Below are 23,039 nucleotides of genomic sequence, written 5' to 3' on the forward strand. Positions count from 1 at the left end.
GAAAAAGGGCGGTTCTGGCGGGAGAAAAACTCTCTTCCCGTGCGGGAAGAGAGTGAAACACTTATTTGATTTCCAGCTCGTTCATTGCCGCGATGTTGAAACCGCCGTCAACGTGAACCACTTCGCCGGAAATACCCGCAGAGAGGTCAGAGCACAGGAAGGCTGCAGAGTTACCCACGTCTTCGATGGTGACGGTACGACGAATCGGTGTAACCGCTTCGCAATGCGCCAGCATTTTACGGAAATCTTTGATACCGGATGCCGCCAGCGTACGGATTGGGCCAGCAGAGATACCGTTAACACGCACGCCTTCAGGACCCATCGCGTTCGCCATATAGCGCACGTTAGCTTCCAGAGAGGCTTTCGCCAGGCCCATAACGTTGTAGTTAGGGATAGCGCGCTCAGCACCCAGGTAAGACAGGGTCAGCAGAGCGGAGCCTGGGTTCAGCATGGTGCGGCAGGATTTAGCCATCGCCACAAAGCTGTAAGAGCTGATGTCATGAGCGATTTTGAAGCCTTCACGGGTTACCGCATTCACGTAGTCGCCGTCCAGCTGATCGCCCGGTGCAAAACCGATTGAGTGAACGAAGCCGTCAAATTTCGGCCAGACTTTTGAAAGCTCAGCAAACATGCCATCGATGCTTTCGTCTTGTGCAACGTCGCATTCCAGAATGATGCTGGAACCCAGCTGCGCGGCGAACTCTTCAACGCGGCCTTTCAGCTTGTCGTTCTGGTAGGTGAACGCCAGCTCAGCGCCTTCGCGGTGCATAGCCTGTGCAATGCCGTAGGCGATGGACAGTTTGCTGGCAACGCCAGTCACCAGAATGCGCTTACCGGAAAGAAAACCCATAGCTTAGATCCTTATATTCATTGTTATGGCGAACGCCCTCTCATCGTGGCGATCGTCGTTAAAACGCGGCGATAATAGCACGTGTCGCGTTCAGAGTTAATCCGACCACTTTATATGGCCGGTGTCATTTATCCTTGCGCCAGGCATCAGCCGTCAGCGCCTCACCGAAATGCCCGGCGATCAGGCGCTTGGTCAGGTCGTGCAGCGGGGAGGCCAGCACATCGGCGGTGCTTCCGCGCTCCACCACTTCACCCTGATGCATTACCAGCACCTGGTCGCTGATGTGTTTCATCATTCCTAAATGCTGGGTCACATAGATATACGAAATACCCTGTTTCTCCTGCAATTCAAGCATCAGGTTGATGAGCTGTGAACGCATCGACATATCGAGTGATGCCAGCGCTTCGTCGGCGATAATCACCTTCGGGCGCAGGATCAACGCGCGCGCAAGCCCAAGACGCTGTTTCTGCCCCGGTGCCAGCATGTGCGGATAATAGCTGACGTGGTCGGGCAGCAGGCCGACCATGCGCAGCGTTTCGATAATACGTTTACGCCGCTCTTCTGGCTCCAGGTCGGTATTCAGGCGTAGCGGGAAATCCAGAATCTGCGAGATACGCTGACGCGGATTGAGCGACGTCGACGGGTCCTGGAAAATCATACGAATGCGCTGACTGCGGAACGAATAGTCGCCAAACGACAGAAAATGGTCGTCGATCAGCACATCACCCGCCGTCGGCTCGACCATCCCCGCCAGCATCTTCGCGAGCGTAGATTTCCCCGATCCGTTTTCGCCGATAATCGCCAGCGTCTGCTTCTCGCGCAGGGTAAAGCTGAGAGGCTTCACCGCTTCGACAGTTTGACGATGAAACAGCCCCGTGCGATAGCGAAAGGTCTTACTCAGGTTGCGAACTTCCAGCAACGTTTCGACCATTTACTCTCTCTCCATGTTCAGCGGGAAATGACAGGCGTACAGATGGTTTTTCGCGCCGGTCAGACGGGGCGTTTCAATGCATTCGCGCTGGGCGTACGGGCAGCGAGGGCCAAGTCGGCAGCCAATCGGCAGCGACTCCAGCAGCGGGATAGCGCCCGGCAGGGTGTTCAGTCGGCTTTTATGCGGCATCGCGCTGCCAAAATCCGGGATCGCGCGAATCAGCGCCTGGGTATACGGATGGTGCGGCGTCGTCACCAGATCTTCGCTGATGGCCGTTTCTACCGTCTGACCGCAGTACATCACGTCGATCTTGTCCGCCCATTTGCTCAGCATCTGCAGGTCATGGCTGATGAGCAGAATGGTGGTGTTGTTGTTCTGATTCAGACGCGACAGCAGGCGGAAAATCTGCGCCTGGGTGGTCGGCTCCATGGCGTTGGTCGGTTCATCGGCGATCAGCAGGCGCGGCTGATTGGCAAGCGCAATGGCGATCATCACCTTCTGGCACTCACCGTCCGTCAGCTCGTAGGGGAAACTGCGCATCGCATCTTTATGATCTTTAATACCGACGCGGTGCAGCAGCTCAATCGCGCGGCGTTTGCGCCAGCCGATACGCTGCCACCAGCGGCCTTTATAGGTCCAGCCAGGGATATTCTGCATCAGCTGTTTCCCGACGCGTTCCGACGGATCGAGACACGACTGCGGCTCCTGGAAGATCATCGACACGTTATGACCCACCAGCTTGCGCCGTTCGCGAGGCGACAGGCGCAGGAGATCGATATCGTCAAAACGCATACGGTCTGCGGTCACGCGCCAGTTATCTTTGGCGACACCGCAGATCGCTTTCGCGATAAGGCTTTTACCTGAACCGGATTCGCCCACCAGCCCACGGATTTCGCCCTCGGCCAGGGTAATACTGATGCGGTCGACCGCTTTCACCCAGCCTTCGCCGGTCTTAAATTCAATGGTCAGATTGCGGATATCAAGTAACGGCATTATTGCACCCCCGCATTAATTGCGCGGCGAATACCGTCGCCCAGCAGGTTGATCAGCAGCACGCTCACCATAATGGCGGCACCGGGCAGCATCACCGTCCACGGCGCGACATAGATCAGTTCGAGCGCATCACCGAGCATTGCCCCCCATTCAGGCGAGGGCAGCTGCGCGCCGAGATCGAGAAAACCGAGCGCGGCAATATCCAGAATCGCCATCGACAGGGCGCGGGTGATTTCGGTCACGAGCCCCGAGGCAATATTCGGCATCACCGCGAACCACAAAATATTCAGCGTGGTGGCGCCGTCAAGACGCGCCGCCACCACGTACTCTTTTTCCAGCTCATCATGCACCATGCTGTAAACCGAGCGCACCATGCGCGGCAGCAGCGCCAGCCAGACGGCAAACATCGCATGGGATAGGTGCGGCCCGGCGAACGCCACCACGATAATCGCCAGCAGCAGAGACGGGATCGACAGCAGGGTATCGAGAATATGGTTCAGCACCGCCGAACGCAGGCCGTGCGTGGCGCCCGCAAACACCCCGAGCGCCAGGCCAAAGAAGGTCGCGGCGAACGTGACGACGAACGCGCCGCCGACGGTCGGGGCCGCGCCACTTAACAGGCGACTCAGCACATCGCGACCTAAATCGTCCGTGCCCAGGAAGAACGACACTTCGCCGTAGCGCGACCACGACGGTGGTAACAACTGATAGCCGAGGAACTGCTGATCAAGCCCGTAAGGGGCAAACCAGCCGCCAAAAATACAGAGCAGCGCCAGGCCGCCACAGCCGTACAAACCGATCATCGCTGTGGTGTCGCCGTAGAATTTGCGCCATACGGTACGGACTACGCCGGGTGTGCGCTTCTCCCGGTATACGCTATCGTAAGGCATACGATTCCTTATGTTTCAGCGGGTTGGCCATCGCACCCAAAATGTCAGAAATCACGTTCACGATAATCACCAACGAACCGATCACCATCACACCGGCAGATATCGCCGCATAGTCTTGCTGACGAATGGCGTTGATCATCCAGCGGCCCAGACCCGGCCAGCTAAACACCATTTCGGTAATCATCGCCAGGGTCAGCATGGTGGAGAATTGCAGCCCCAGGCGCGGAATGACCGGCGGAAGGGCGTTATGCAGGACGTGACGACGTAAAACCGTCAGGCGAGACAGGCCGCGAGTGGCAGCTGCTTTCACGTAGTTTTGCTCAAACACATCGATAGTGCTGGTGCGCATCAGGCGAATGACTTCCGTGGTTGGCGCGACCGCCAGCGTCAGCACCGGCAGCACCATGTGGCGCAGGGTACTGATGATCATTTCGTGACGCCAGACGGAGTCAGAAAGCCAGGCGTCGATAATCGCAAATCCGGTGACGGTTTTGACGGTATACAGCAGATCAAAGCGACCTGAGACCGGCAGCCAGCCCAGGGTCAGAGAGAAGAACAGCGTCAGCAATAGCGCCAGCCAGAACACCGGAATCGAGAAGCCGAGCAGGGCGAGGGCGCTGATCAGCTTATCCTGCCATTTATTGCGAGTGATCCCCGCCAGCATCCCCACAGGAATGCCCACCAACAGGGCAAAACCAAAGGCCAGAATGCACAGCTCCATGGTCGCCGGGAACACCTCTTTTAACTGCTCAGAGATCAGCTGGCCGTTAATGCTGGAGACACCAAAGTCCCAGTGCAATACGCCGTTAAACCAGAACAGCCAGGCATCCCAGAAGGACGATCCCTGCAGCGGGGCATGGGGCGTGAAATAGCTCAGGCTAAAGCCGATAAAGGTCAGAAAAAACAGCGTCACTGCCAGCAGTAACAGACGGCGTAAGGTAAAAATAATCATGGTTTTTTCACCTCATCTTGTTTCTCACGCGACACGCCTGCGAACGAAGCGTTGCCGAATGGGCTGAGCACCAGACCTTTAATATCATAGCGATAGGCCTGCAATCGCAGAGAAGAGGCCAGCGGTAACACCGGCAGTTCGCGGGCCAGAATGTTCTGCGCTTCGTCATACGCCTCTATACGCGAAGCCAGTTGCTGGGACGACAATGCTTTTTGCAGCACCGTATCAAATTCACGGTTACACCAGTGAGCGTAGTTGGTCTGGGAACGAATAGCGGCACAGCTCAGCAGCGGGCGGAAGAAACTGTCGGGATCGTTACTGTCTGTCGACCAGCCAGAGAGCGTCAGATCGTGATTCATATCCATCAGACGCGCCTCCTGGAAACGGCCTTCGACGGGGACGATCACCACTTTCACGCCGATCTGAGCCATATCTGCCTGGATCAGTTCCGCCGTTTTTAATGGACTCGGGTTCCACGCCTGCGAACTGGTCGGGACCCAAAGCTGCAACGTGAGGTTGGTCGCGCCCAGCGCTTTAAGCTGCTCGCGCGCTTTAGCCGGATCGTATTCGGTAATTTTCGCTTCGTTGTCATAGGCCCAGGACGCACGCGGCAGAATCGACGCCGCCGTTTCAGCGGTACCGTAATATATGGACTGCATCAGGCGCTGGTTATTGATTGCCAGTGCGAGGGCATGACGCACGGCGGGGTTATTCAGCGGCGGCTTGTCCGTATTAAAGGCCAGATAAGCGATATTCATGCCGGGGCGCAGGGTCAGACGTAAGCGCGGATCGTCGCGCAGTATCGTCAGCTGGCTGGCGGCAGGCCACGCGAGCACATCGCATTCGCCGGTCAGCAGCTTGGACAATCTGCCCGTCCCGCCGGAGCCGAGATCGACCACCACCTGCGGCATCAGCGGCGTGCCGCGCCAGAAGTGTTCGTGACGTTGTAACCGAATATACTGACCAGCCCGGTATTCTGCCATCTGGAACGGACCGGTGCCGACCGGCTGGCGGTCGAGCAGCTCTTGATGATCCACTTTTGTCAGCTTATCGGCATACTCGGCAGACATGACCGACGCATAGTGGGTAGCCAGGTGCCATAAGAAAGAGGCGTCAGGGCGCACCAGACGAAACTCCACCGTCCGGCTGTCCAGCTTACGCACATCTTTTACCGTATCGGCAAACTGCAGGCTGTCGAAATAGGGGAAACTGCCGCCGTTGACGTTATGCCACGGGTGATTGCGGTTAAAAATACGCTGGAAGGTAAACACCACATCATCGGCGTTCAGCTTACGGGTCGGTTTAAACCACGGCGTCGACTGAAACGCCACGTCGTCGCGCAGATGGAAACGGTAGGTTGCGCCGTTATCAAGCACTTCCCAGCTCTCGGCAAGCTCCGGCACCAGGCGGTAGGTATAAGGGTCAACATCAAGCAGGCGATCGTAAAGCTGTGCGGCGAGGGTGTCGACAATCAGGCCGCTGCCTGCTTTTTGTGGGTTCAGGGTGTCGACTTGCCCGTTCACGCAATAGACAAAACCACTGTCGCGAATATCAGGAAGCACAGTCTGCTCGGGCGCAGCAAAGACCAGGCGGCTAAACAGACCGAGTGCAATCAGGGACGATAAAACCAGACGCATAATTTTCAGGGTTTTAAGATTCGATCTGCAAAGTGTATCGCACTTACCCCTGATTCGTAAAAATGTCTGCAGGTAAGTGCCGATAATGTCAGCGCATTTGATGCTTTTTGAGCAATGCCCTTAATTGATGGTAGGTCAGACCCAGCAGTTCGGCTGCCTGCTTCTGGTTATATTTTGCCTCTTTCAGGCTCAGTTCGAGCAACTGGTGTTCCTGTTTGTGCTGAAACTGGCGCAAATCGAGCGGCAGAGAAGGGGTATCGGCATGCGGCGTCGGTTCCGACTTTGTCGGCGCGGCGCGATAAAAGGGATCGATAATAATGTTATCCAGCTCAGTCTCACTGCTGGCGTGGCGATACACGGAGCGCTCCACGACGTTTTTCAGCTCTCGAATGTTGCCCGGCCAGCGGTAGTCCAGCAGCGTTTCCCGCGCATAATCGCTAAATCCGGGGAACAACGGCATTCCCAGCTCGCGGCACATCTGAATGGCGAACTGCTCTGCCAGCAGCATGATATCGCTGCGGCGCTCGCGCAGGGGCGGGAGCTGCACCACGTCAAAGGCCAGACGATCGAGAAGATCCGCGCGGAATTTCTCCTCCGCCACCATTTCCGGCAAATTGGCATTGGTGGCGCACACCAGGCGCACATTCACCTGCAACGGCTGGCTGCCGCCCACGCGCTCCAGCTCGCCGTACTCAATCACGCGCAGCAGTTTTTCCTGCACCAGCATTGGGGCGGTGGCCAGTTCATCAAGAAACAACGTCCCGCCGTCTGCACGCTCGAAACGTCCGGGATGGCGTTTTTGCGCGCCGGTAAAGGCACCCGCCTCATGGCCGAACAGCTCCGTATCCAGCAAATTCTCGTTCAGCGCCGCGCAGTTTAAGGAGATAAACGGCCCGTCCCATCGCCCGGACAGAAAATGCAGACGGTTGGCGATAAGCTCCTTCCCGGTGCCGCGCTCACCGATAATCAGTACCGGCTTATTGAGCGGGGCCAGGCGCGAAACCTGCTCCAGCACCTCAAGAAAACTGTTCGCTTCGCCCAGTAAATTGTCTTTGTAATCAGCCATGATGAAATTAACCACTCGTTAGCGATATTCACCAGGTGAGAGTAGGATGTCCGTGGTGTAAAATCAACCACATTCATATAAATCAACAAGATAAAAACTTGGCACGGGAATTGTATTAGCTCATCAGCAGGGCATCGCCCGATAACAGAAATGTGAGGATTGAATTATGGGTATTTTTTCTCGTTTTGCCGACATCGTGAACGCCAACATCAACTCGCTGCTGGAGAAAGCGGAAGACCCGCAGAAGCTGGTGCGTCTGATGATTCAGGAAATGGAAGACACGCTGGTTGAAGTTCGTTCCACCTCTGCGCGTGCGCTGGCTGAAAAGAAACAGCTGTCACGTCGTATCGAGCAGGCTACCGCACAACAGAGCGAGTGGCAGGAAAAAGCGGAACTGGCGCTGCGTAAAGATAAAGACGATCTGGCCCGTTCGGCGCTGATCGAAAAACAAAAGCTGACCGACATCGTTGCGACGCTGGAGCATGAAATCACGCTGGTGGATGAAACGCTCACCCGCATGAAAAAAGAGATCGCCGAACTGGAAAACAAACTCAGCGAAACGCGTGCTCGCCAGCAGGCTCTGACGCTACGCCATCAGGCGGCCAGCTCATCCCGCGACGTTCGCCGTCAGCTGGATAGCGGTAAACTGGATGAAGCGATGGCGCGTTTCGAATCTTTTGAACGCCGCATCGACCATATGGAAGCCGAGGCCGAGAGCCACAGCTTTGGCAAACAGAAAACGCTGGATCAGCAGTTTGCCGATTTGAAAGCGGATGACGAAATCAGCGAGCAACTTGCGGTGCTGAAAGCCAAAATGAAGCAAGACAACCAATAATAATGAATGCGGCACCTCAGTGTGCCGCAACGCATCGTAAGACAAGGAGACCCTATGAGTGCGCTGTTTCTGGCTATTCCCCTGACCATTTTCGTGCTTTTCGTTCTGCCGATCTGGTTATGGCTGCACTACAGCAACCGCTCTTCCCGGGGCGAGCTCTCGCAAAGCGAGCAGCAACGGCTGTTGCAGCTCACCGATGACGCGAAAAAAATGCGTGAACGCATCCAGGCGCTCGAATCCATTCTGGACGCGGAACATCCAAACTGGAGGGAGAATTAATGGGCGGACTGAATTTAAATAAAAAACTGTGGCGCATCCCCCAGCAGGGGATGGTGCGCGGCGTGTGCGCCGGGCTGGCGCGCTATCTGGATGTGCCAGTGAAACTGGTGCGTGTGGTCACCGTGCTGTCGATCTTCTTTGGTCTGGCATTCTTTACCCTGGTGGCGTACATCATTTTGTCCTTCGTGCTCGATCCGATGCCGGACAGCGCCATGTCATCGGAAGATGCGCCGACCAGCAGCGATTTGCTCGACTCGGTGGACGCCGAACTGGCCTCCGGCGAGAAGCGTCTGCGCGAAATGGAACGCTATGTCACGTCCGACACGTTCACGCTGAGAAGTCGTTTTCGTCAGCTTTAACAGAGAGATAAAAATATGAATCGCAACTGGCAGCAGGCCGGTCAGAAAATGAAACCGGGCCTTAAAATTGCAGGCAAATTCGTTTTACTGACCGCGCTACGTTATGGCCCTGCAGGTGTGGCGGGTTGGGCGGTGAAATCTGTTGCCCGGAAACCGATCAGAATGTTACTGGCCGTGGCACTGGAGCCGCTGCTCAAGAAGGTCGCTGGCCGTTTTTCCCGCCGTTATTTTTCCTGACACTTCCCTCATTTAATGCCTTCTCTCATCGCGAGAGAGGGCATCAGCCCTTTTTTGAATACCATTATCGTTGTTTCATCCTTTCTTTGCGTTAGCTCACATTAATGAGCAGAGCCGCTTTTTATTTGCACTTTTGATCCCTGAGGTTCGTTGACAGAAATTTTTATGGGGAGTAGATTGCTTTCCGTGGGACCGCTACCATGGAAATCAACGTGAACAATAAAATAACGCATTTAATTAATCTTATTTATGGCGATTCTTTTTCTCATAAGGATTTTAGCATTCTTCAGGAAAAGATAGGAAACGCGCGGAAGGTTATTAGTCATCAGCGTAAGGCGAACTGGGATGAAAAGGATGTGGTATTAATTACCTATGCCGATCAGTTTCAAAAACGCAACGAAAAAGCGCTGCCTGTCTTGACGCGATTTTATAATCGCTGGCTTTCTGATTCATTTTCTCACGTCCATCTTTTGCCTTTTTATCCGTGGTCTTCGGACGACGGATTCTCGGTCGTCGATTATCACCGCGTGGCGCCAGAAACAGGTGAGTGGAGCGATGTGGCTGAGTTAAAAAAATCAACGAATCTGATGTTTGATTTTGTCTGCAACCATATGTCAGCCAAAAGTGAGTGGTTCAACAATTATTTAAACCAGGTTCCCGGCTATGAAGAATTTTTTATCGCCGTAGACCCGGCTACGGATTTATCAGCCGTTACCCGTCCGCGCGCACTGCCGCTGTTAACACCGTTCACAATGGCAGAGGGCACGGTGCGCCACCTGTGGACCACCTTCAGCGAAGACCAGGTTGACCTCAACTTTGCCAGCCCGAAGGTCCTTATCGCCATGGTCGATGTGCTACTGAAGTATCTGGCTGAAGGTGCCGATTACATCCGCCTGGACGCTGTCGGGTTTATGTGGAAAATTCCAGGAACGACCTGTATCCATCTGGAGCAAACTCACCGCCTGATTCAGCTGTTCCGCGCGATCACCGAAGAGGTTGCGCCCGGTACGGTCATCATCACTGAAACCAATGTCCCCCATAAAGACAACATTTCGTACTTCGGCGATGGCACCAACGAAGCGCAGATGGTCTATCAGTTTTCACTGCCGCCGCTGGTGCTTCACAGCGTGCATAGCCAGAACGTTGAGGCCCTTTGCCAGTGGGCGCAGCAGCTTAAGCTACCTTCATCGAAGACCACCTGGTTTAACTTCCTCGCCTCCCACGACGGTATTGGCCTGAATCCGGTGCGCGGGATTATTCCTGAGAGCGATATTCTGGCACTGGTCGAAAAACTCCAGCATGAAGGCGCGCTGGTAAACTGGAAAAATAATCCGGACGGCAGCCGCAGCCCTATGAAATTAATGTGACCTATCTGGATGCATTAAGTCGGCAAGACAGTACAGATGACGAACGTATTGCCCGCTTCCTTCTGGCTCATGCCGTGTTATTAAGTTTTCCAGGCGTGCCCGCAATTTATATTCAAAGCATTATTGGCTCTCGTAACGATCATGATAACGTTAAGCGGCTGGGTTATAATAGGGCAATAAATCGGCGGAAATATCACGAGGGTGAAATTGATAACGAGCTGGAATGTCATAGTAGTCTTAGATACAAAATTTATACTGCATTAAAAAATATGCTTTCACTGCGCCGTCAGCAAAAAGCATTTCATCCTGACAGCACAGCATTTTATGACGCACCGAATCAGCATGTTCTTAGAATCATTCGTGTCGCAGATAATGGTGAGCGGATCGCGGCGCTGTTTAACTTTAATGAACATGCGCAAATTATTTCCTCGGGAATTCACTCTGGGGTGGAATTACTTACGGGAACGCCTGTTAACGGAGATTCTGTAACCCTTAATCCGTGGCAGGTTATGTGGATTAAAGAAATCTAAAAGGACGATAAAAATGAAGATGCCTAAAATTGTGCTGTTATCAGCACTGGTTTCGTGCGCCCTGTTGTCAGGCTGTCGGGATGACAACAATAAAGTAGTCGCCATTGAATTCATGCACTCGTCGGTGGAGCAGGAGCGCCAGGCGGTAATCACTCAACTTATTGAACGCTTCGAGAAAGACAATCCGTCCATCAAGGTAAAACAGGTTCCGGTGGAAGAGGATGCCTATAACACCAAGGTGATTACATTGGCCCGTACAGGCGCTTTGCCCGAGGTGATTGAAGTCAGTCACGACTACGCCAAAGTGATGGACAAAGAACAGCTACTCGACCGCGATGCCATCAGAGCCGCGATTGGTGCTGTCGGTGAAAACACGTTCTATGACGGCATTCTGCGCGTGGTGCGCACGGAAGACGGTAAGGCGTGGACAGGTGTTCCGGTTAGCGCGTGGCTTTCCGGCGTCTGGTACCACAAATCGGTGCTGGCCGCTGCGGGGATTCAGGAGCCTGCGACCTGGCAGCAACTGCTCAAAGCCAGTCAGACCCTGAATCACCCTGAGAAAAAACAGTACGGTATCGCCTTACCGACGGCGGAAAGTGTCATGACCGAACAGGCATTCTCTCAGTTTGCGCTGTCGGGTGGTGCGAACGTCTTCGATGCGAAAGGGAATGTGGTCATCAATACGCCAGAGATGGCGAAAGCGCTGGCGTTCTATCGCGATCTGGCGGCAACCACCATGCCGGGCTCCAACGATGTGATGGAAATTAAAGACGCCTTTATGAACGGCTCCGCGCCAATGGCGATCTACTCCACCTATATCCTTCCTGCGGTATTTAAAGATGGCAATCCGGCCGATCTCGGGTTTGTTGTGCCGACGGAAAAATCCTCGGCGGTTTACGGCATGGTGACGTCACTGACCATCACCAACGGGCAAACCGAGGAAGAAACCAAAGCGGCAGAAACCTTCGTCACCTGGATGGAGCAGGCTCAAAACGCAGCCGACTGGGTGATGATGTCGCCGGGTGCGGCGCTTCCGGTCAACAAACGGGTGGTGGATACCGCGTCGTGGAAAAACAACAACGTCATACAGGCGTTTGGTCAGCTTCCGTATGAGCTGATAGCCCAGTTTCCCAACGTTCAGGTCTTTGGTGCTGTTGGCGACAAAAACTTTACGCGTATGGGCGACGTCACCGGTTCGGGTGTGATCAGTTCGATGGTGCATGACGTGACGGTCGGGAAAAAAGACCTCTCCACCACGTTAAACGATAGCCAGAAGCGTCTGGCCGATCTGATTTCACAACGATAGGGGCGCACCGCGAAGGGAATTATGAAGAGGTTGTTTACTGGCCGTTCCGATCTGCCTTTCGCCATGCTGCTGTTGGCCCCCAGCCTGATATTGCTGGGAGGCCTGGTAGCCTGGCCGATGATTTCGAATATCGAAATCAGTTTTTTACGCCTGCCGCTGAATCCGCGTATCAGCGCCACCTTTGTCGGTCTGGATAATTATATCCGGATTCTGGGGGATTCCGCGTTTTGGCACTCATTGTGGATGACCTTCTGGTATACGGCGCTGGTGGTGCTTGGCAGCACTGGCCTGGGTCTGGCCGTGGCGATTTTCTTCAATCGCGAGTTTCGCCTGCGTAAAACGGCGCGCTCACTGGTGATCCTCTCGTACGTCACACCGTCCATCTCGCTGGTGTTCGCCTGGAAATACATGTTCAACAACGGCTACGGCATCGTGAACTATCTGGGCGTTGATGTGCTGCACCTGTATGACCAGGCGCCGCTGTGGTTTGACAACCCCGGCAGCAGCTTTGTGCTGGTGGTGCTGTTCGCCATCTGGCGCTACTTCCCGTACGCATTCATCTCGTTTTTAGCGATTTTGCAGACCATCGATAAATCGCTGTACGAGGCGGCAGAGATGGATGGTGCCAACGGCTGGCAGCGTTTTCGGATCGTGACGCTTCCCGCGATCATGCCGGTGCTGGCAACCGTGCTGACACTGCGGACCATCTGGATGTTCTACATGTTCGCGGACGTTTATCTGCTCACCACTAAGGTCGATATTCTCGGCGTCTATCTCTACAAGACGGCGTTTGCTTTTAACGATCTGGGGAAAGCGGCCGCCATCTCGGTGGTGCTGTTTGTGATTATTTTCGCCGTCATCCTGCTGACCAGAAAAAGGGTAAACCTCAATGGCAACAAGTAAACGCACCCTCAGTCGCGTCGGTTTTTACGTCGGACTGGCGCTGTTTCTGCTCATCACGCTGTTTCCGTTCTTCGTGATGCTCATGACCTCGTTCAAAAGTGCGAAGGAGGCGATTTCACTGCATCCGACGATCCTGCCGCAGGCATGGACGTTGCAGCACTACATCGACATCTTTAACCCGCTGATTTTCCCGTTTGTGAACTATTTCAGGAACAGTTTGCTGGTCTCCCTGAGTTCGTCGGTTATTGCGGTATTCCTCGGGACGCTCGGGGCCTACGCGCTGTCGAAACTTCGCTTTAAAGGGCGGGCCACTATCAATGCCAGCTTCTATAGCGTCTATATGTTCTCCGGGATTTTACTGGTGGTGCCGCTGTTCAAAATTATTACCGCGCTCGGCATTTACGATACCGAACTGGCGCTGATCATCACGATGGTGACTCAGACGCTACCGACGGCTGTTTTCATGCTCAGAAGCTATTTCGACACCATACCGGACGAAATTGAAGAAGCGGCGATGATGGATGGGCTAAACCGTCTGCAAATTATCTTCCGTATCACCGTCCCGCTTGCCATCTCCGGCCTGGTCTCGGTGTTTGTCTATTGCTTCATGGTGGCCTGGAACGACTACCTGTTTGCATCGATTTTCCTCTCAAGCGCCAGCAACTTCACATTGCCGGTCGGGCTGAACACGCTCTTCAGTACGCCAGACTATATCTGGGGCCGCATGATGGCCGCGTCGCTGGTGACGGCATTGCCGGTGGTTGTGATGTATGCGCTTTCTGAACGTTTCATTAAAAGTGGTTTGACCGCCGGTGGCGTAAAGGGCTGAGGCGGCCAGTTTTTAACAAGGAGTAGTCATGAAAAAATTAGTTGCGACAGCGCCGCGCATAGCCGCGCTGGTCCATTACGAAGATCGCCCTGTGGCGGCAAATGAAGTCAAAATCCGCGCCCGTTACGGCGCGCCAAAGCACGGAACAGAAGTGGTCGATTTCCGGGCCGCAAGCCCCTTTATTGACGAAGAGTTCAATGCTGAGTGGCAACTCTTCACACCGCGTGCTGAAGGCGCTGCGCGTGGTATCGAGTTCGGCAAATTCCAGCTGGGCAATATGATCGTCGGGGACATCATTGAATGCGGCTCAGAGGTCACGGATTACCAGATCGGGGATTCCGTTTGCTGCTACGGGCCGCTTCAGGAGACGGTAATCGTCAATGCCGTCAACAACTACAAGCTACGTAAAATGCCGCAGGGCGCATCCTGGAAAAACGCCGTCTGCTATGACCCGGCACAGTTCGCCATGAGCGGGGTACGTGATGCTAACGTTCGCGTCGGAGATTTTGTGGTGGTAGTGGGGTTAGGTGCCATCGGTCAGATCGCTATCCAGCTGGCAAAAAAAGCGGGTGCGTCCATAGTCATTGGCGTTGACCCTATCGACCACCGCTGCGAAATCGCCCGTCGCCACGGCGCGGATTTCTGCATCAACCCGATCGGCAATGACGTTGGGCTGGAGATTAAACAGCTCACCGGAAAGCAGGGGGCCGATATCATTATCGAAACCAGCGGCTTCGCCGATGCGCTGCAATCCGCACTGCGCGGACTGGCTTACGGCGGAACCCTCTCTTATGTCGCATTCGCGAAACCCTTTGCCGAAGGATTCAACCTGGGCCGTGAAGCGCATTTCAATAACGCGAAAATCGTCTTTTCACGCGCCTGCAGCGAGCCGAACCCGGAATACCCGCGCTGGAGCCGTAAACGCATCGAAGAAACCTGCTGGGAGCTGCTGATGAATGGCTACCTCAACTGCGACGATCTGATCGATCCAATCGTGAGCTTCGAAACCAGTGCGGAAAGCTACATGACGTATGTCGATAAGCATCCGGAACTGAGCATCAAAATGGGCGTGACTTTTTAAGCAAGCGAGAACAAAAGATGAAAATTGCAACACAAAATCAGGCCTTTTTCCCGACCAATATTCTTGAAAAATTCCAGTACATCAAAGCAATGGGTTTTGATGGCTATGAAATCGACGGCAAGCTCCTGGTTGAAAATCTGGCGGAAGTGAAAGCCGCCATAAAAGCCACCGGGCTGCCAGTGATCACCGCCTGTGGCGGCTATGACGGATGGATCGGTGATTTTATCGAAGAGCGCCGTCTGAACGGTTTGCAGCAAATCGAACGTATTCTTGAAGCGCTGAGCGATGTGGGTGGAAAGGGCATTATCGTGCCTGCGGCTTGGGGAATGTTTACCTTCCGACTGCCGCCCATGACCTCCCCGCGCAGTCTGGAGGGCGATCGCAAAGCGGTCAGTGCCTCCCTGCGCTGGTTAGATGACGTAGCGGCGCGTACCGGAACCCTCGTTTACCTTGAGCCGTTGAACCGCTATCAGGATCACATGATCAACACGCTGGCGGATGCGCGTCGCTATATCGAAGAAAATGCGCTCAAGCACGTGCAGATTATCGGTGATTTCTACCATATGAATATCGAAGAGGATTCGCTGACCGGCGCACTTCACGAGAATCGTGACAGGCTCGGGCATGTTCATATCGCCGACAATCACCGTTATCAGCCTGGCAGCGGCACGCTCGATTTTGCTGCGCTGTTTGACCAGCTCCGCGCCGATGATTATCAAGGCTACGTTGTATATGAGTGCCGCGTGCGCGCGGAGGATCCGGCCAAAGCCTATCAGGCTTCGCTCAACTATTTACGTGGCTGCTGAGGATGACGAGCGTGATGAGTGCTTCTACACCTTTGCCTCTGCGCGTCGCCATCATTGGCGCCGGTCAGGTTGCAGACAAAGTGCATGCCTCGTATTACGCCACGCGCAGCGATCTGCAGATGGTGGCTGTCATGGACAGCCGCCTGGATCAAGCGCAGGCATTTGCTGAGCGCCACGCTATCGCAGGTGTGTATCAGGACGCGAGGTTGATGTTGCAGGAGGCAAAGCCTGACATCGTGAGCGTTTGCTCGCCGAATCGTTTTCACTATGAACATGTGATGGCGGCGCTGGAGGCGGGTTGCCACGTGATGTGCGAAAAGCCACCCGCGATGACACCTGCACAGGCAGACGAGATGCGTCTGGCGGCCCGGCATGCCGGAAAAGTGCTGGCTTACGATTTTCACCATCGTTTCGCGCTGGATGCGCAGCTGCTGCGTGAAGCGGTTCGGAACGGCACCTTTGGCGAGATTTATGTCACCAGCGCGCAGGCGTTACGTCGTTGCGGTGTTCCCGGCTGGGGTGCCTTTACCAATAAGTCGCTACAAGGCGGTGGGCCATTGATTGATATCGGCATCCATATGCTCGATGTGGCGATGTACGTGTTGGGGTTCCCGGCGGTGAAACGCGTGACAGCACACAGTTTTCAAAAGCTGGGCACCACTAAGCATTGCGGCCAGTTTGGTGAATGGGACCCCAATGGTTATACCGTTGAAGATGCGCTGTTTGGCACTATTGAGTTTTGCAACGGGGGGATCTTACGTCTCGATACGTCGTTTGCCCTTAACATCCGCGAGAAGTCGATCATGAACGTCTCATTTTGCGGTGAAAAAGCGGGCGCGACATTATTCCCGGCGCATATTTATGACGACGTGGGGGGCGAGCTACAGACGATTTTAAGCCGCGACGACGCGGACGATCAGCGCCATTTACGCAGCATGGAAGCATTTGTGCGCCATGTGCTGGGCGAGCCAGTCATGATTGCCGATGCCGAGCAGGGGTTGGTGATCCAGCAGCTCGTGGCGGCGCTCTATGAATCGGCAGAAAAACGGGAGAGCGTGGAATTATGCTGAACCTCACTCGTCTTTCAGAACCCACATTCAGCCCGCACAGTCTGAACAAGTACGCGTCGGTCATGGCCTGTGGCAATGGCTATATGGGCATTCGTGCCAGTCATGAAGAGGACTATACGCAGCAAACGCGCGGCATGTATCTGGCGGGGGTTTACCACCGCGCAGGGCGCAACGAAACGAAGGAACTGGTGAACCTCCCCGATGTGATGGGGATTGAACTGCAGCTGGACGGCGAGAATTTTTCGCTACTGGCAGGTGAGCTTCTCTGCTGGGAGCGTGAGTTAGCGTTCTCTGACGGCGAGCTACGCCGCAGCCTGGTCTGGCGTTCAACCAGGGGAAAACGCTTTCGCATCGACAGCCGACGTTTTGTCTCGCTAGAGCAGCTGCCATTGGTGGCGCTGCAATTTTCCGTCACTCCCCTGGACGGTGCTGCGCGCATCAGCTTCTCGACGGGAATCGACGCGACGCAAACCAACAGCGGTCGACAGCATCTGGATGAAACCTCTGTTCAGGTGTTTGATCAGCATTTCATGCAAGGCGTATATGAAACTCAGGATCGCTCGACTGAAGTCGTGATCTCCGCGAGCTGTCAGCTGGATACCCCGAGTGAAAACTGTTTTACCGCCAAAAACCGGCGTCTGAACTGCCACCATGCACTGGAGGCAGAAGAGGGGCAGAAAGTTACGCTGGAGAAAATCGTCTGGATAACCCATCGGCACGATAAAGCACTTGAGCAGTCTGCCTTTGCACAAAAAGGCCTGGCCGAGCTAAAACGCTGCGCGGAGCAGGGCTACGACGCATTGCTGGAACAGTCTGCACTTGCCTGGGACACGCAGTGGCAAACCAGCCGCGTTAGCGTGCAGTCCGACGATCCTCAGGATCAGCTCGCCCTCGACTATGCGGTCTGGCATTTGACGGCCATGACGCCTGCGCACAACGAGCGTTGCAGTATCGCGGCGAAAGGGCTGACCGGCGAAGGCTATAAAGGCCACATTTTCTGGGACACAGAGATCTTCCTGTTACCGTTCCACCTCTTTACGCGGCCGCAAACGGCCCGCAGCTTGCTGCGTTATCGCTGGCTGAACCTTGCCGGAGCCCGTGAGAAAGCACAGCGCAACGGCTGGGCGGGAGCGCTGTTTCCGTGGGAGAGCGCAGACAGCGGACAGGAAGAGACGCCTGAATACGCGGCCATCAATATTCGCACCGGCCTGCGGCAAAAAGTGGCGTCGGCGCTGGCGGAGCACCATATCGTCGCCGATATCGCCTGGGCCGTCGTGGCCTACTGGCAAGCGACGCGCGACAGCGACTTCATGCGCAGTGAGGGGCTGGCGCTGCTCATGGAAACCGCGTCGTTCTGGATCTCGCGAGCCACAGACGTGAATGGCCGGCTGGAGATCCATGACGTTATCGGCCCGGACGAGTATACCGAGCATGTGAACAACAATGCCTTTACCAACTATATGGCCTGGCAAAACGTCCATGATGCCCTGACGCTGATGGAGCACTTTAATCGACAGGACGATGCGTTTACAGAAGCGGCGCAGAAATTCCTGGCACGGCTGTGGCTGCCTTCCGCTGATGCGCAGGGGGTTATCCCGCAGGATGACACCTTTATGGCGAAACCTGCGATAGATCTACGCCGTTATAAAGCGCAGGCCGGTAAGCAAACCATTCTGCTGGACTACTCCCGCGCGGAGGTTAATGAAATGCAGATCCTCAAGCAGGCGGACGTGGTGATGCTCAACTATCTGTTGCCAGATAAGTTCGACCGCAAACAATGTGCGGCGAATCTGGCCTTCTACGAGCCACGCACGATCCACGACTCCTCATTGAGTCAGTCGATTCACGGCATTGTGGCTGCTCGCTGCGGTGATACTGCCCACGCCTATGCGTTCTGGCGAGCGGGTGCGGCGATTGATCTGGGGGACGATCCTCACAGTTGCGACGATGGGATCCACGCCGCCGCAACGGGGGCAATCTGGTCGGGTGTCGTTCAGGGCTTTGCAGGGATGCAGATTATTGATGGCGAACTGCATCTGACGCCGCAACTGCCGGCACACTGGCAGCGACTGCAATTCTCTCTTCAGTGGCGCGCTGCACGCCTCGATATTCTGGTTGAGGGCGCATCAGTGACGCTGCGTTCCAGCGCACCGATTGCAGTGACGCTTTGGGGAGAAACACGCCACCTTTTGGCCCATGAAACGCGCACTATTGATTTATCTGAATTTGGGACCGCTACCACGGAGGGCGGCAACAATGTTTAAGGCGGTGATTTTCGATTTAGACGGGGTGATTACCGACACGGCGCATCTGCACTTTCTGGCCTGGCAGAGCGTGGCGTCAGAGATAGGCATCCCGATTGACGAGGCGTTCAATGCCGGGCTGAAGGGCATAAGTCGGATGGACTCACTCGCCCGTATTTTGCGCCACGGTGGAATGGAAGAGGCGTTCAGCCAGAAAGAGCGCGAGCAACTGGCGCAGGCCAAAAATGCGCTGTACGTCGAATCGCTTAAGGGATTAACCCGCGATTCACTTCTGCCGGGTATTGCGCAGCTACTGGCGGAAATCCGCGCGAACAAGGTGCGAATCGGGCTGGCGTCGGTCTCGCTTAATGCGCCCACGATCCTTCAGGCACTGGGCATCGCCAACGCTTTCGATTTTTGCGCCGACGCGTCGCGCATTCAGCTCTCGAAACCGCATCCTGACATTTTCCTGGCAGCCTGCGCAGGATTAGGCGTCACACCGGAGCAGACGATTGGGATTGAAGATGCGCAGGCGGGTATTGAGGCGATCAATGCCGCAGGCATGCTGTCGGTTGGGATCGGCGGCGAGTTATCCGGCGCAGATTTAACACTTTCTTCCACGGATGAATTGTCCTGGCCGCGTTTATCCGATTTCTGGCAGGCCATGCGCGGCCATAACGGGCATCACTTAAGGGGCATAATGGCTCAGCTATCGCTTAAACATATTCAAAAAATCTACGACAACCAGGTTCATGTGGTGAAGGATTTTAGCCTCGAAATCGCAGATAAAGAGTTTATCGTCTTTGTCGGTCCGTCGGGCTGTGGCAAATCGACGACTTTGCGCATGATTGCCGGGCTGGAGGAGATCAGCGCGGGTGAGCTGTTTATCGATGGGGTGCGGATGAACGATGTTCCGGCCAAATCGCGCGATATCGCAATGGTGTTCCAGAACTACGCCCTGTATCCGCATATGACCGTCTACGACAACATGGCGTTTGGTCTGAAGATGCAAAAAATAGCGCCAGCGGTCATTGAGGAAAGGGTCAGCTGGGCGGCGCAAATTTTGGGGCTGCGTGATTATCTGAAGCGAAAACCCGGGGCGTTATCCGGTGGCCAGCGCCAGCGTGTGGCACTCGGAAGGGCGATTGTGCGCGAGGCGGGAGTCTTCCTGATGGACGAACCCCTGTCCAACCTCGATGCCAAGCTGCGTGTGCAGATGCGTGCAGAGATCAGCAAGCTGCACCAGAAACTGAACACCACCATGATTTACGTGACTCACGATCAAACGGAAGCCATGACCATGGCGACGAGAATTGTGATTCTCAAGGACGGTTATATTCAGCAGGTGGGCGCACCGAAGCAGGTCTATAACGAACCCGCCAATATGTTTGTTGCCGGTTTTATCGGATCACCGGCCATGAATTTTATTCGCGGGGCAATTGATGGCCGTTATTTCGTCACTGAAACGCTGCGTCTGGCGATCCCCGAAACGAAACTCGCTGTGCTGAATGCGATGGGGTATCAGCGCAAGGCAGTGGTCTTTGGCATCCGGCCCGAAGACATTCTCACGTCATCAGGCCTCCCCATGGATATCACAGCCAAAGTCAGCGTGGCAGAACTCACCGGAGCAGAGTTTATGCTCTACGCCACAGTGGGGGGACATGAGCTTGTTCTGCGCGCCGGCGCGGTCAACGATTACCGTGCCGGGGATAACCTGGCCATTCAGTTTGAAATGGATAAATGTCACTTCTTCGACGCTGATAGCGAAATAGCGCTGAGATAAAAGATTTCGTTGCCGGGAATTTTCTTTCCGGCTTTTTTAGTCGTTATTTTATAAAGGAATATACAAATGAGTACTCTACACAGAAGTGCTGCGCTTTTATTATGCGCAGGGGTAACGTGCGCCCAGGCGGCTGACAATCAAGAAAAATGGCACTTTAATATAGGTGCTATGTATGAGATTGAAAACGTCGAAGGGCAGGGCGAAGATAAAGATGGATTATATGAACCTTCCGTCTGGTTTAATGCCACCTGGGACGCATGGACTATTTCACTGGCCATGTATCAGGAAGGTCCGGTGGATTACAGCAGCATGACACGCGGGACCTATTTTGATCGCCCGGAATTTGAGCTGCGCTATCGTATTATCGGCAGCGACGATTTCACCCTCGGTTTGACCGGTGGCTTCCGCAATTATGGCTACCATTTTAAAGATGAACACGGCGCGAAGGACGGCACCGCCAATATGCAGCGCTATAAAATTCAGCCGGACTGGGATCTGAAACTTAGCGATGACTGGCGTTTTAGCGGCTGGTTTGCGATGTATCAGTTTGCCAACGATCTTGAAAAAACCGGTTATTCCGACAGTCGTGTCGAAACCGAAACCGGATTTACCTGGACCATTAACGAAACCTTTTCGGCTAAAGCGAACTACTATTTAGAGCGCGGGTTTAATATGGACGGTGGCCGGAATAACGGTGAGTTCTCGACGCAGGAAATTCGTGCTTATTTACCGATTTCGTTGGGGAATACCACACTGACGCCGTATACCCGAATTGGTCTGGATCGCTGGTCGAACTGGGACTGGCAGGACGATCCTGACCGCGAAGGGCATGATTTTAACCGCCTGGGTATGCTCTACGCGTACGATTTTATGAATGGATTATCCATGACGCTGGAATACGCGTACGAATGGGAAAATCACGACGAAGGTAAAAACGACCGCTTCCACTATGCGGGCGTCGGCGTGAACTACGCATTCTGACGGGGTGACTGCCAGGGGCTTTGACGCCCCTGGATTCAGCGAAGCGAGGGCGTTTCAGAGAGTGCCGTGTCAACAATGACCTGGCGTGGTGCCTCTTTTCCGGCGATACGTTTGAACAGGACATCGCAACTCTGTTCGCCCAACTGGCGGGTAGGGATTTCAAGGCCAGCCGGCGCAGGGGTCAATATCAACGACAGCAACGGATCCGTATAACCGGCGATCGCCAGCTGTTCCGGGATCATCAGGTTTAATTCATCCGCTGCGCGATACAGAGCGAGAAGTTTCATACTGTCCGTGGCGAAAACGGCACGCGGTGGGTGTGCTGAGGAGAGTAATTGACAGGCCGCGTCCAGCGCACTTTCGTGGGTATATCCGCCGTCGACAACCCAGTCAGCCTTAAAGACAATGTTGTGTTTTTCAAGGCTGGCTTTATAACCCGCGAGACGGTCGATTGAGACGTGGTAATCAACGGGCGCATGCAGACAGGCAATTTTACGGTGGCCATTGCGAATAAACGTATCGGTTAACGTCATACTGCCGTGAAAATTATCCGTATCGACTGAATAGATATTCTGGAAATCGCCTTCGACTTTACCAATTACCACGACGGGAATGCCATAGGTATCAAGCCGTGGGAAAAAAGATTCATTGGCCGGGGAACTGAGCATAATAATTCCCTTAACCATTTTTTGCTTAATTTTATTTTCGCATTTCTGCAAATCATCTTCGCTACTTTTCGACGTTTGAAGAATAACGTCAAAACCTTCCTCTTCGGCTTTTTCCGTAATGGTATGTAACACGTCAGAGAAAAAAGGATTACCGGCTGTGGTCTTGGCTGAACGCGTGGAAATAACCATGATCGCGTCAAAACCTGAAGAGGTCAGGGCACGGGCCAGCTTGTTGGGTTGATAATTTAATTCATCAATCGCTTTTTGCACTTTTTCAAGTGCTTCCGGGGAGATATTTGTTTGCTTGTTTAGAACCCTGGACACGGTTGATTTTGATACGCCAGCAACACGTGCAATATCATAAATGGTGGGTGACATACACCTTACAACTCCATGATAGCGGTAGTGGGATTATATTACGGGAGAAAAAACGGGAATGACAG

At 54.4% G+C, this 23,039-nt stretch carries 21 protein-coding genes and 2 pseudogenes; 15 read left to right on the forward strand and 8 right to left on the reverse strand.

What is annotated here, in order from left to right:
• Window positions 1-61: 61 nt before the first annotated feature.
• From fabI to pspF, 7 genes are all read right to left on the reverse strand, one after another.
• The gene (fabI, locus tag DAI21_RS14840; RefSeq protein ID WP_100779984.1) at window positions 62-850 is read right to left on the reverse strand and encodes an enoyl-ACP reductase FabI; all 789 of its coding nucleotides are present in this window, start codon (window positions 848-850) and stop codon (window positions 62-64) included.
• A 124-nt stretch (window positions 851-974) separates the two neighbouring features.
• Window positions 975-1,781, reverse strand: a complete 807-nt coding sequence (gene sapF / locus DAI21_RS14845) for a putrescine export ABC transporter ATP-binding protein SapF (protein WP_100779985.1) — start codon at window positions 1,779-1,781, stop codon at window positions 975-977.
• Window positions 1,782-2,774, reverse strand: coding sequence for a peptide ABC transporter ATP-binding protein SapD (sapD, locus tag DAI21_RS14850; protein ID WP_107703458.1), 993 nt, complete (start codon window positions 2,772-2,774; stop codon window positions 1,782-1,784).
• On the reverse strand, window positions 2,774-3,664 hold the full coding sequence (sapC, locus tag DAI21_RS14855) for a putrescine export ABC transporter permease SapC (protein WP_100779987.1): 891 nt from the start codon (window positions 3,662-3,664) through the stop codon (window positions 2,774-2,776). The genes sapD and sapC overlap by 1 nt, the downstream gene beginning before the upstream one ends.
• Window positions 3,651-4,616, reverse strand: a complete 966-nt coding sequence (gene sapB / locus DAI21_RS14860) for a putrescine export ABC transporter permease SapB (protein ID WP_107703459.1) — start codon at window positions 4,614-4,616, stop codon at window positions 3,651-3,653. The genes sapC and sapB overlap by 14 nt, the downstream gene beginning before the upstream one ends.
• Complete coding sequence (gene sapA, locus DAI21_RS14865) at window positions 4,613-6,253, reverse strand: ABC transporter substrate-binding protein SapA (RefSeq protein WP_107703460.1); 1,641 nt, start codon at window positions 6,251-6,253, stop codon at window positions 4,613-4,615. Before sapA ends, sapB begins: the two co-directional genes overlap by 4 nt.
• 88 nt (window positions 6,254-6,341) lie before the next feature.
• Window positions 6,342-7,319 carry a phage shock protein operon transcriptional activator gene (gene pspF, locus DAI21_RS14870; RefSeq protein WP_107703461.1) on the reverse strand — a complete coding sequence of 326 codons (978 nt, stop codon included), beginning with the start codon at window positions 7,317-7,319 and terminating at the stop codon, window positions 6,342-6,344.
• A 166-nt stretch (window positions 7,320-7,485) separates the two neighbouring features.
• On the opposite strand from pspF, the gene pspA reads away from it, so the two are divergent.
• The 15 genes and pseudogenes from pspA (at window position 7,486) to DAI21_RS14940 (ending at window position 21,928) form a co-directional block, all read left to right on the forward strand.
• Window positions 7,486-8,154 (forward strand): phage shock protein PspA, encoded by a 669-nt coding sequence (gene pspA, locus DAI21_RS14875; RefSeq protein ID WP_107703462.1) that lies wholly within the window; start codon window positions 7,486-7,488, stop codon window positions 8,152-8,154.
• Window positions 8,155-8,208: 54 nt separating this feature from the next.
• Entirely contained in the window at window positions 8,209-8,433 is a 225-nt protein-coding gene (pspB, locus tag DAI21_RS14880) for an envelope stress response membrane protein PspB (RefSeq protein ID WP_100779992.1), read from the forward strand.
• Window positions 8,433-8,792: an envelope stress response membrane protein PspC gene (pspC, locus tag DAI21_RS14885; protein ID WP_100779993.1), complete on the forward strand. Its 360-nt coding sequence runs from the start codon at window positions 8,433-8,435 to the stop codon at window positions 8,790-8,792. Before pspB ends, pspC begins: the two co-directional genes overlap by 1 nt.
• A gap of 15 nt (window positions 8,793-8,807) precedes the next feature.
• Window positions 8,808-9,029 (forward strand): phage shock protein PspD, encoded by a 222-nt coding sequence (pspD, locus tag DAI21_RS14890; RefSeq protein WP_100779994.1) that lies wholly within the window; start codon window positions 8,808-8,810, stop codon window positions 9,027-9,029.
• Window positions 9,030-9,229: 200 nt separating this feature from the next.
• Window positions 9,230-10,926 (forward strand): annotated as a pseudogene (locus tag DAI21_RS14895) (sugar phosphorylase).
• Between the two features lie 13 nt (window positions 10,927-10,939).
• Window positions 10,940-12,232, forward strand: coding sequence for an ABC transporter substrate-binding protein (locus DAI21_RS14900; protein WP_107703463.1), 1,293 nt, complete (start codon window positions 10,940-10,942; stop codon window positions 12,230-12,232).
• 21 nt (window positions 12,233-12,253) lie between these two features.
• Entirely contained in the window at window positions 12,254-13,135 is an 882-nt protein-coding gene (locus DAI21_RS14905) for a carbohydrate ABC transporter permease (RefSeq protein ID WP_102103833.1), read from the forward strand.
• The gene (locus tag DAI21_RS14910; RefSeq protein ID WP_107703464.1) at window positions 13,122-13,964 is read left to right on the forward strand and encodes a carbohydrate ABC transporter permease; all 843 of its coding nucleotides are present in this window, start codon (window positions 13,122-13,124) and stop codon (window positions 13,962-13,964) included. The genes DAI21_RS14905 and DAI21_RS14910 overlap by 14 nt, the downstream gene beginning before the upstream one ends.
• Before the next feature lie 28 nt (window positions 13,965-13,992).
• The gene (locus DAI21_RS14915; protein WP_107703465.1) at window positions 13,993-15,045 is read left to right on the forward strand and encodes a zinc-binding alcohol dehydrogenase; all 1,053 of its coding nucleotides are present in this window, start codon (window positions 13,993-13,995) and stop codon (window positions 15,043-15,045) included.
• A 17-nt stretch (window positions 15,046-15,062) separates the two neighbouring features.
• A complete protein-coding gene (locus tag DAI21_RS14920; protein ID WP_107703466.1) occupies window positions 15,063-15,851 on the forward strand; it encodes a sugar phosphate isomerase/epimerase in 789 nt (262 codons plus the stop codon).
• A gap of 11 nt (window positions 15,852-15,862) precedes the next feature.
• Complete coding sequence (locus tag DAI21_RS14925) at window positions 15,863-16,921, forward strand: Gfo/Idh/MocA family protein (RefSeq protein ID WP_107704264.1); 1,059 nt, start codon at window positions 15,863-15,865, stop codon at window positions 16,919-16,921.
• Window positions 16,915-19,185 (forward strand): glycoside hydrolase family 65 protein, encoded by a 2,271-nt coding sequence (locus DAI21_RS14930; RefSeq protein WP_107703467.1) that lies wholly within the window; start codon window positions 16,915-16,917, stop codon window positions 19,183-19,185. Before DAI21_RS14925 ends, DAI21_RS14930 begins: the two co-directional genes overlap by 7 nt.
• A pseudogene (gene pgmB, locus DAI21_RS23255) lies at window positions 19,178-19,732 on the forward strand (beta-phosphoglucomutase); the annotation flags it as partial. The gene DAI21_RS14930 and the pseudogene pgmB, both read left to right, overlap by 8 nt.
• A gap of 132 nt (window positions 19,733-19,864) precedes the next feature.
• Complete coding sequence (locus DAI21_RS23260; RefSeq protein WP_100780003.1) at window positions 19,865-20,947, forward strand: ABC transporter ATP-binding protein; 1,083 nt, start codon at window positions 19,865-19,867, stop codon at window positions 20,945-20,947.
• 66 nt (window positions 20,948-21,013) lie between these two features.
• Window positions 21,014-21,928, forward strand: coding sequence for an OmpG family monomeric porin (locus DAI21_RS14940; RefSeq protein WP_107703469.1), 915 nt, complete (start codon window positions 21,014-21,016; stop codon window positions 21,926-21,928).
• A 35-nt stretch (window positions 21,929-21,963) separates the two neighbouring features.
• On the opposite strand, the gene DAI21_RS14945 is transcribed toward DAI21_RS14940, so the two are convergent.
• Complete coding sequence (locus tag DAI21_RS14945) at window positions 21,964-22,974, reverse strand: LacI family DNA-binding transcriptional regulator (protein ID WP_107703470.1); 1,011 nt, start codon at window positions 22,972-22,974, stop codon at window positions 21,964-21,966.
• Between the last annotated feature and the right edge of the window lie 65 nt (window positions 22,975-23,039).

It is taken from the genome of Lelliottia sp. WB101, assembly GCF_003051885.1.
Classification (GTDB): domain Bacteria; phylum Pseudomonadota; class Gammaproteobacteria; order Enterobacterales; family Enterobacteriaceae; genus Enterobacter; species Enterobacter nimipressuralis.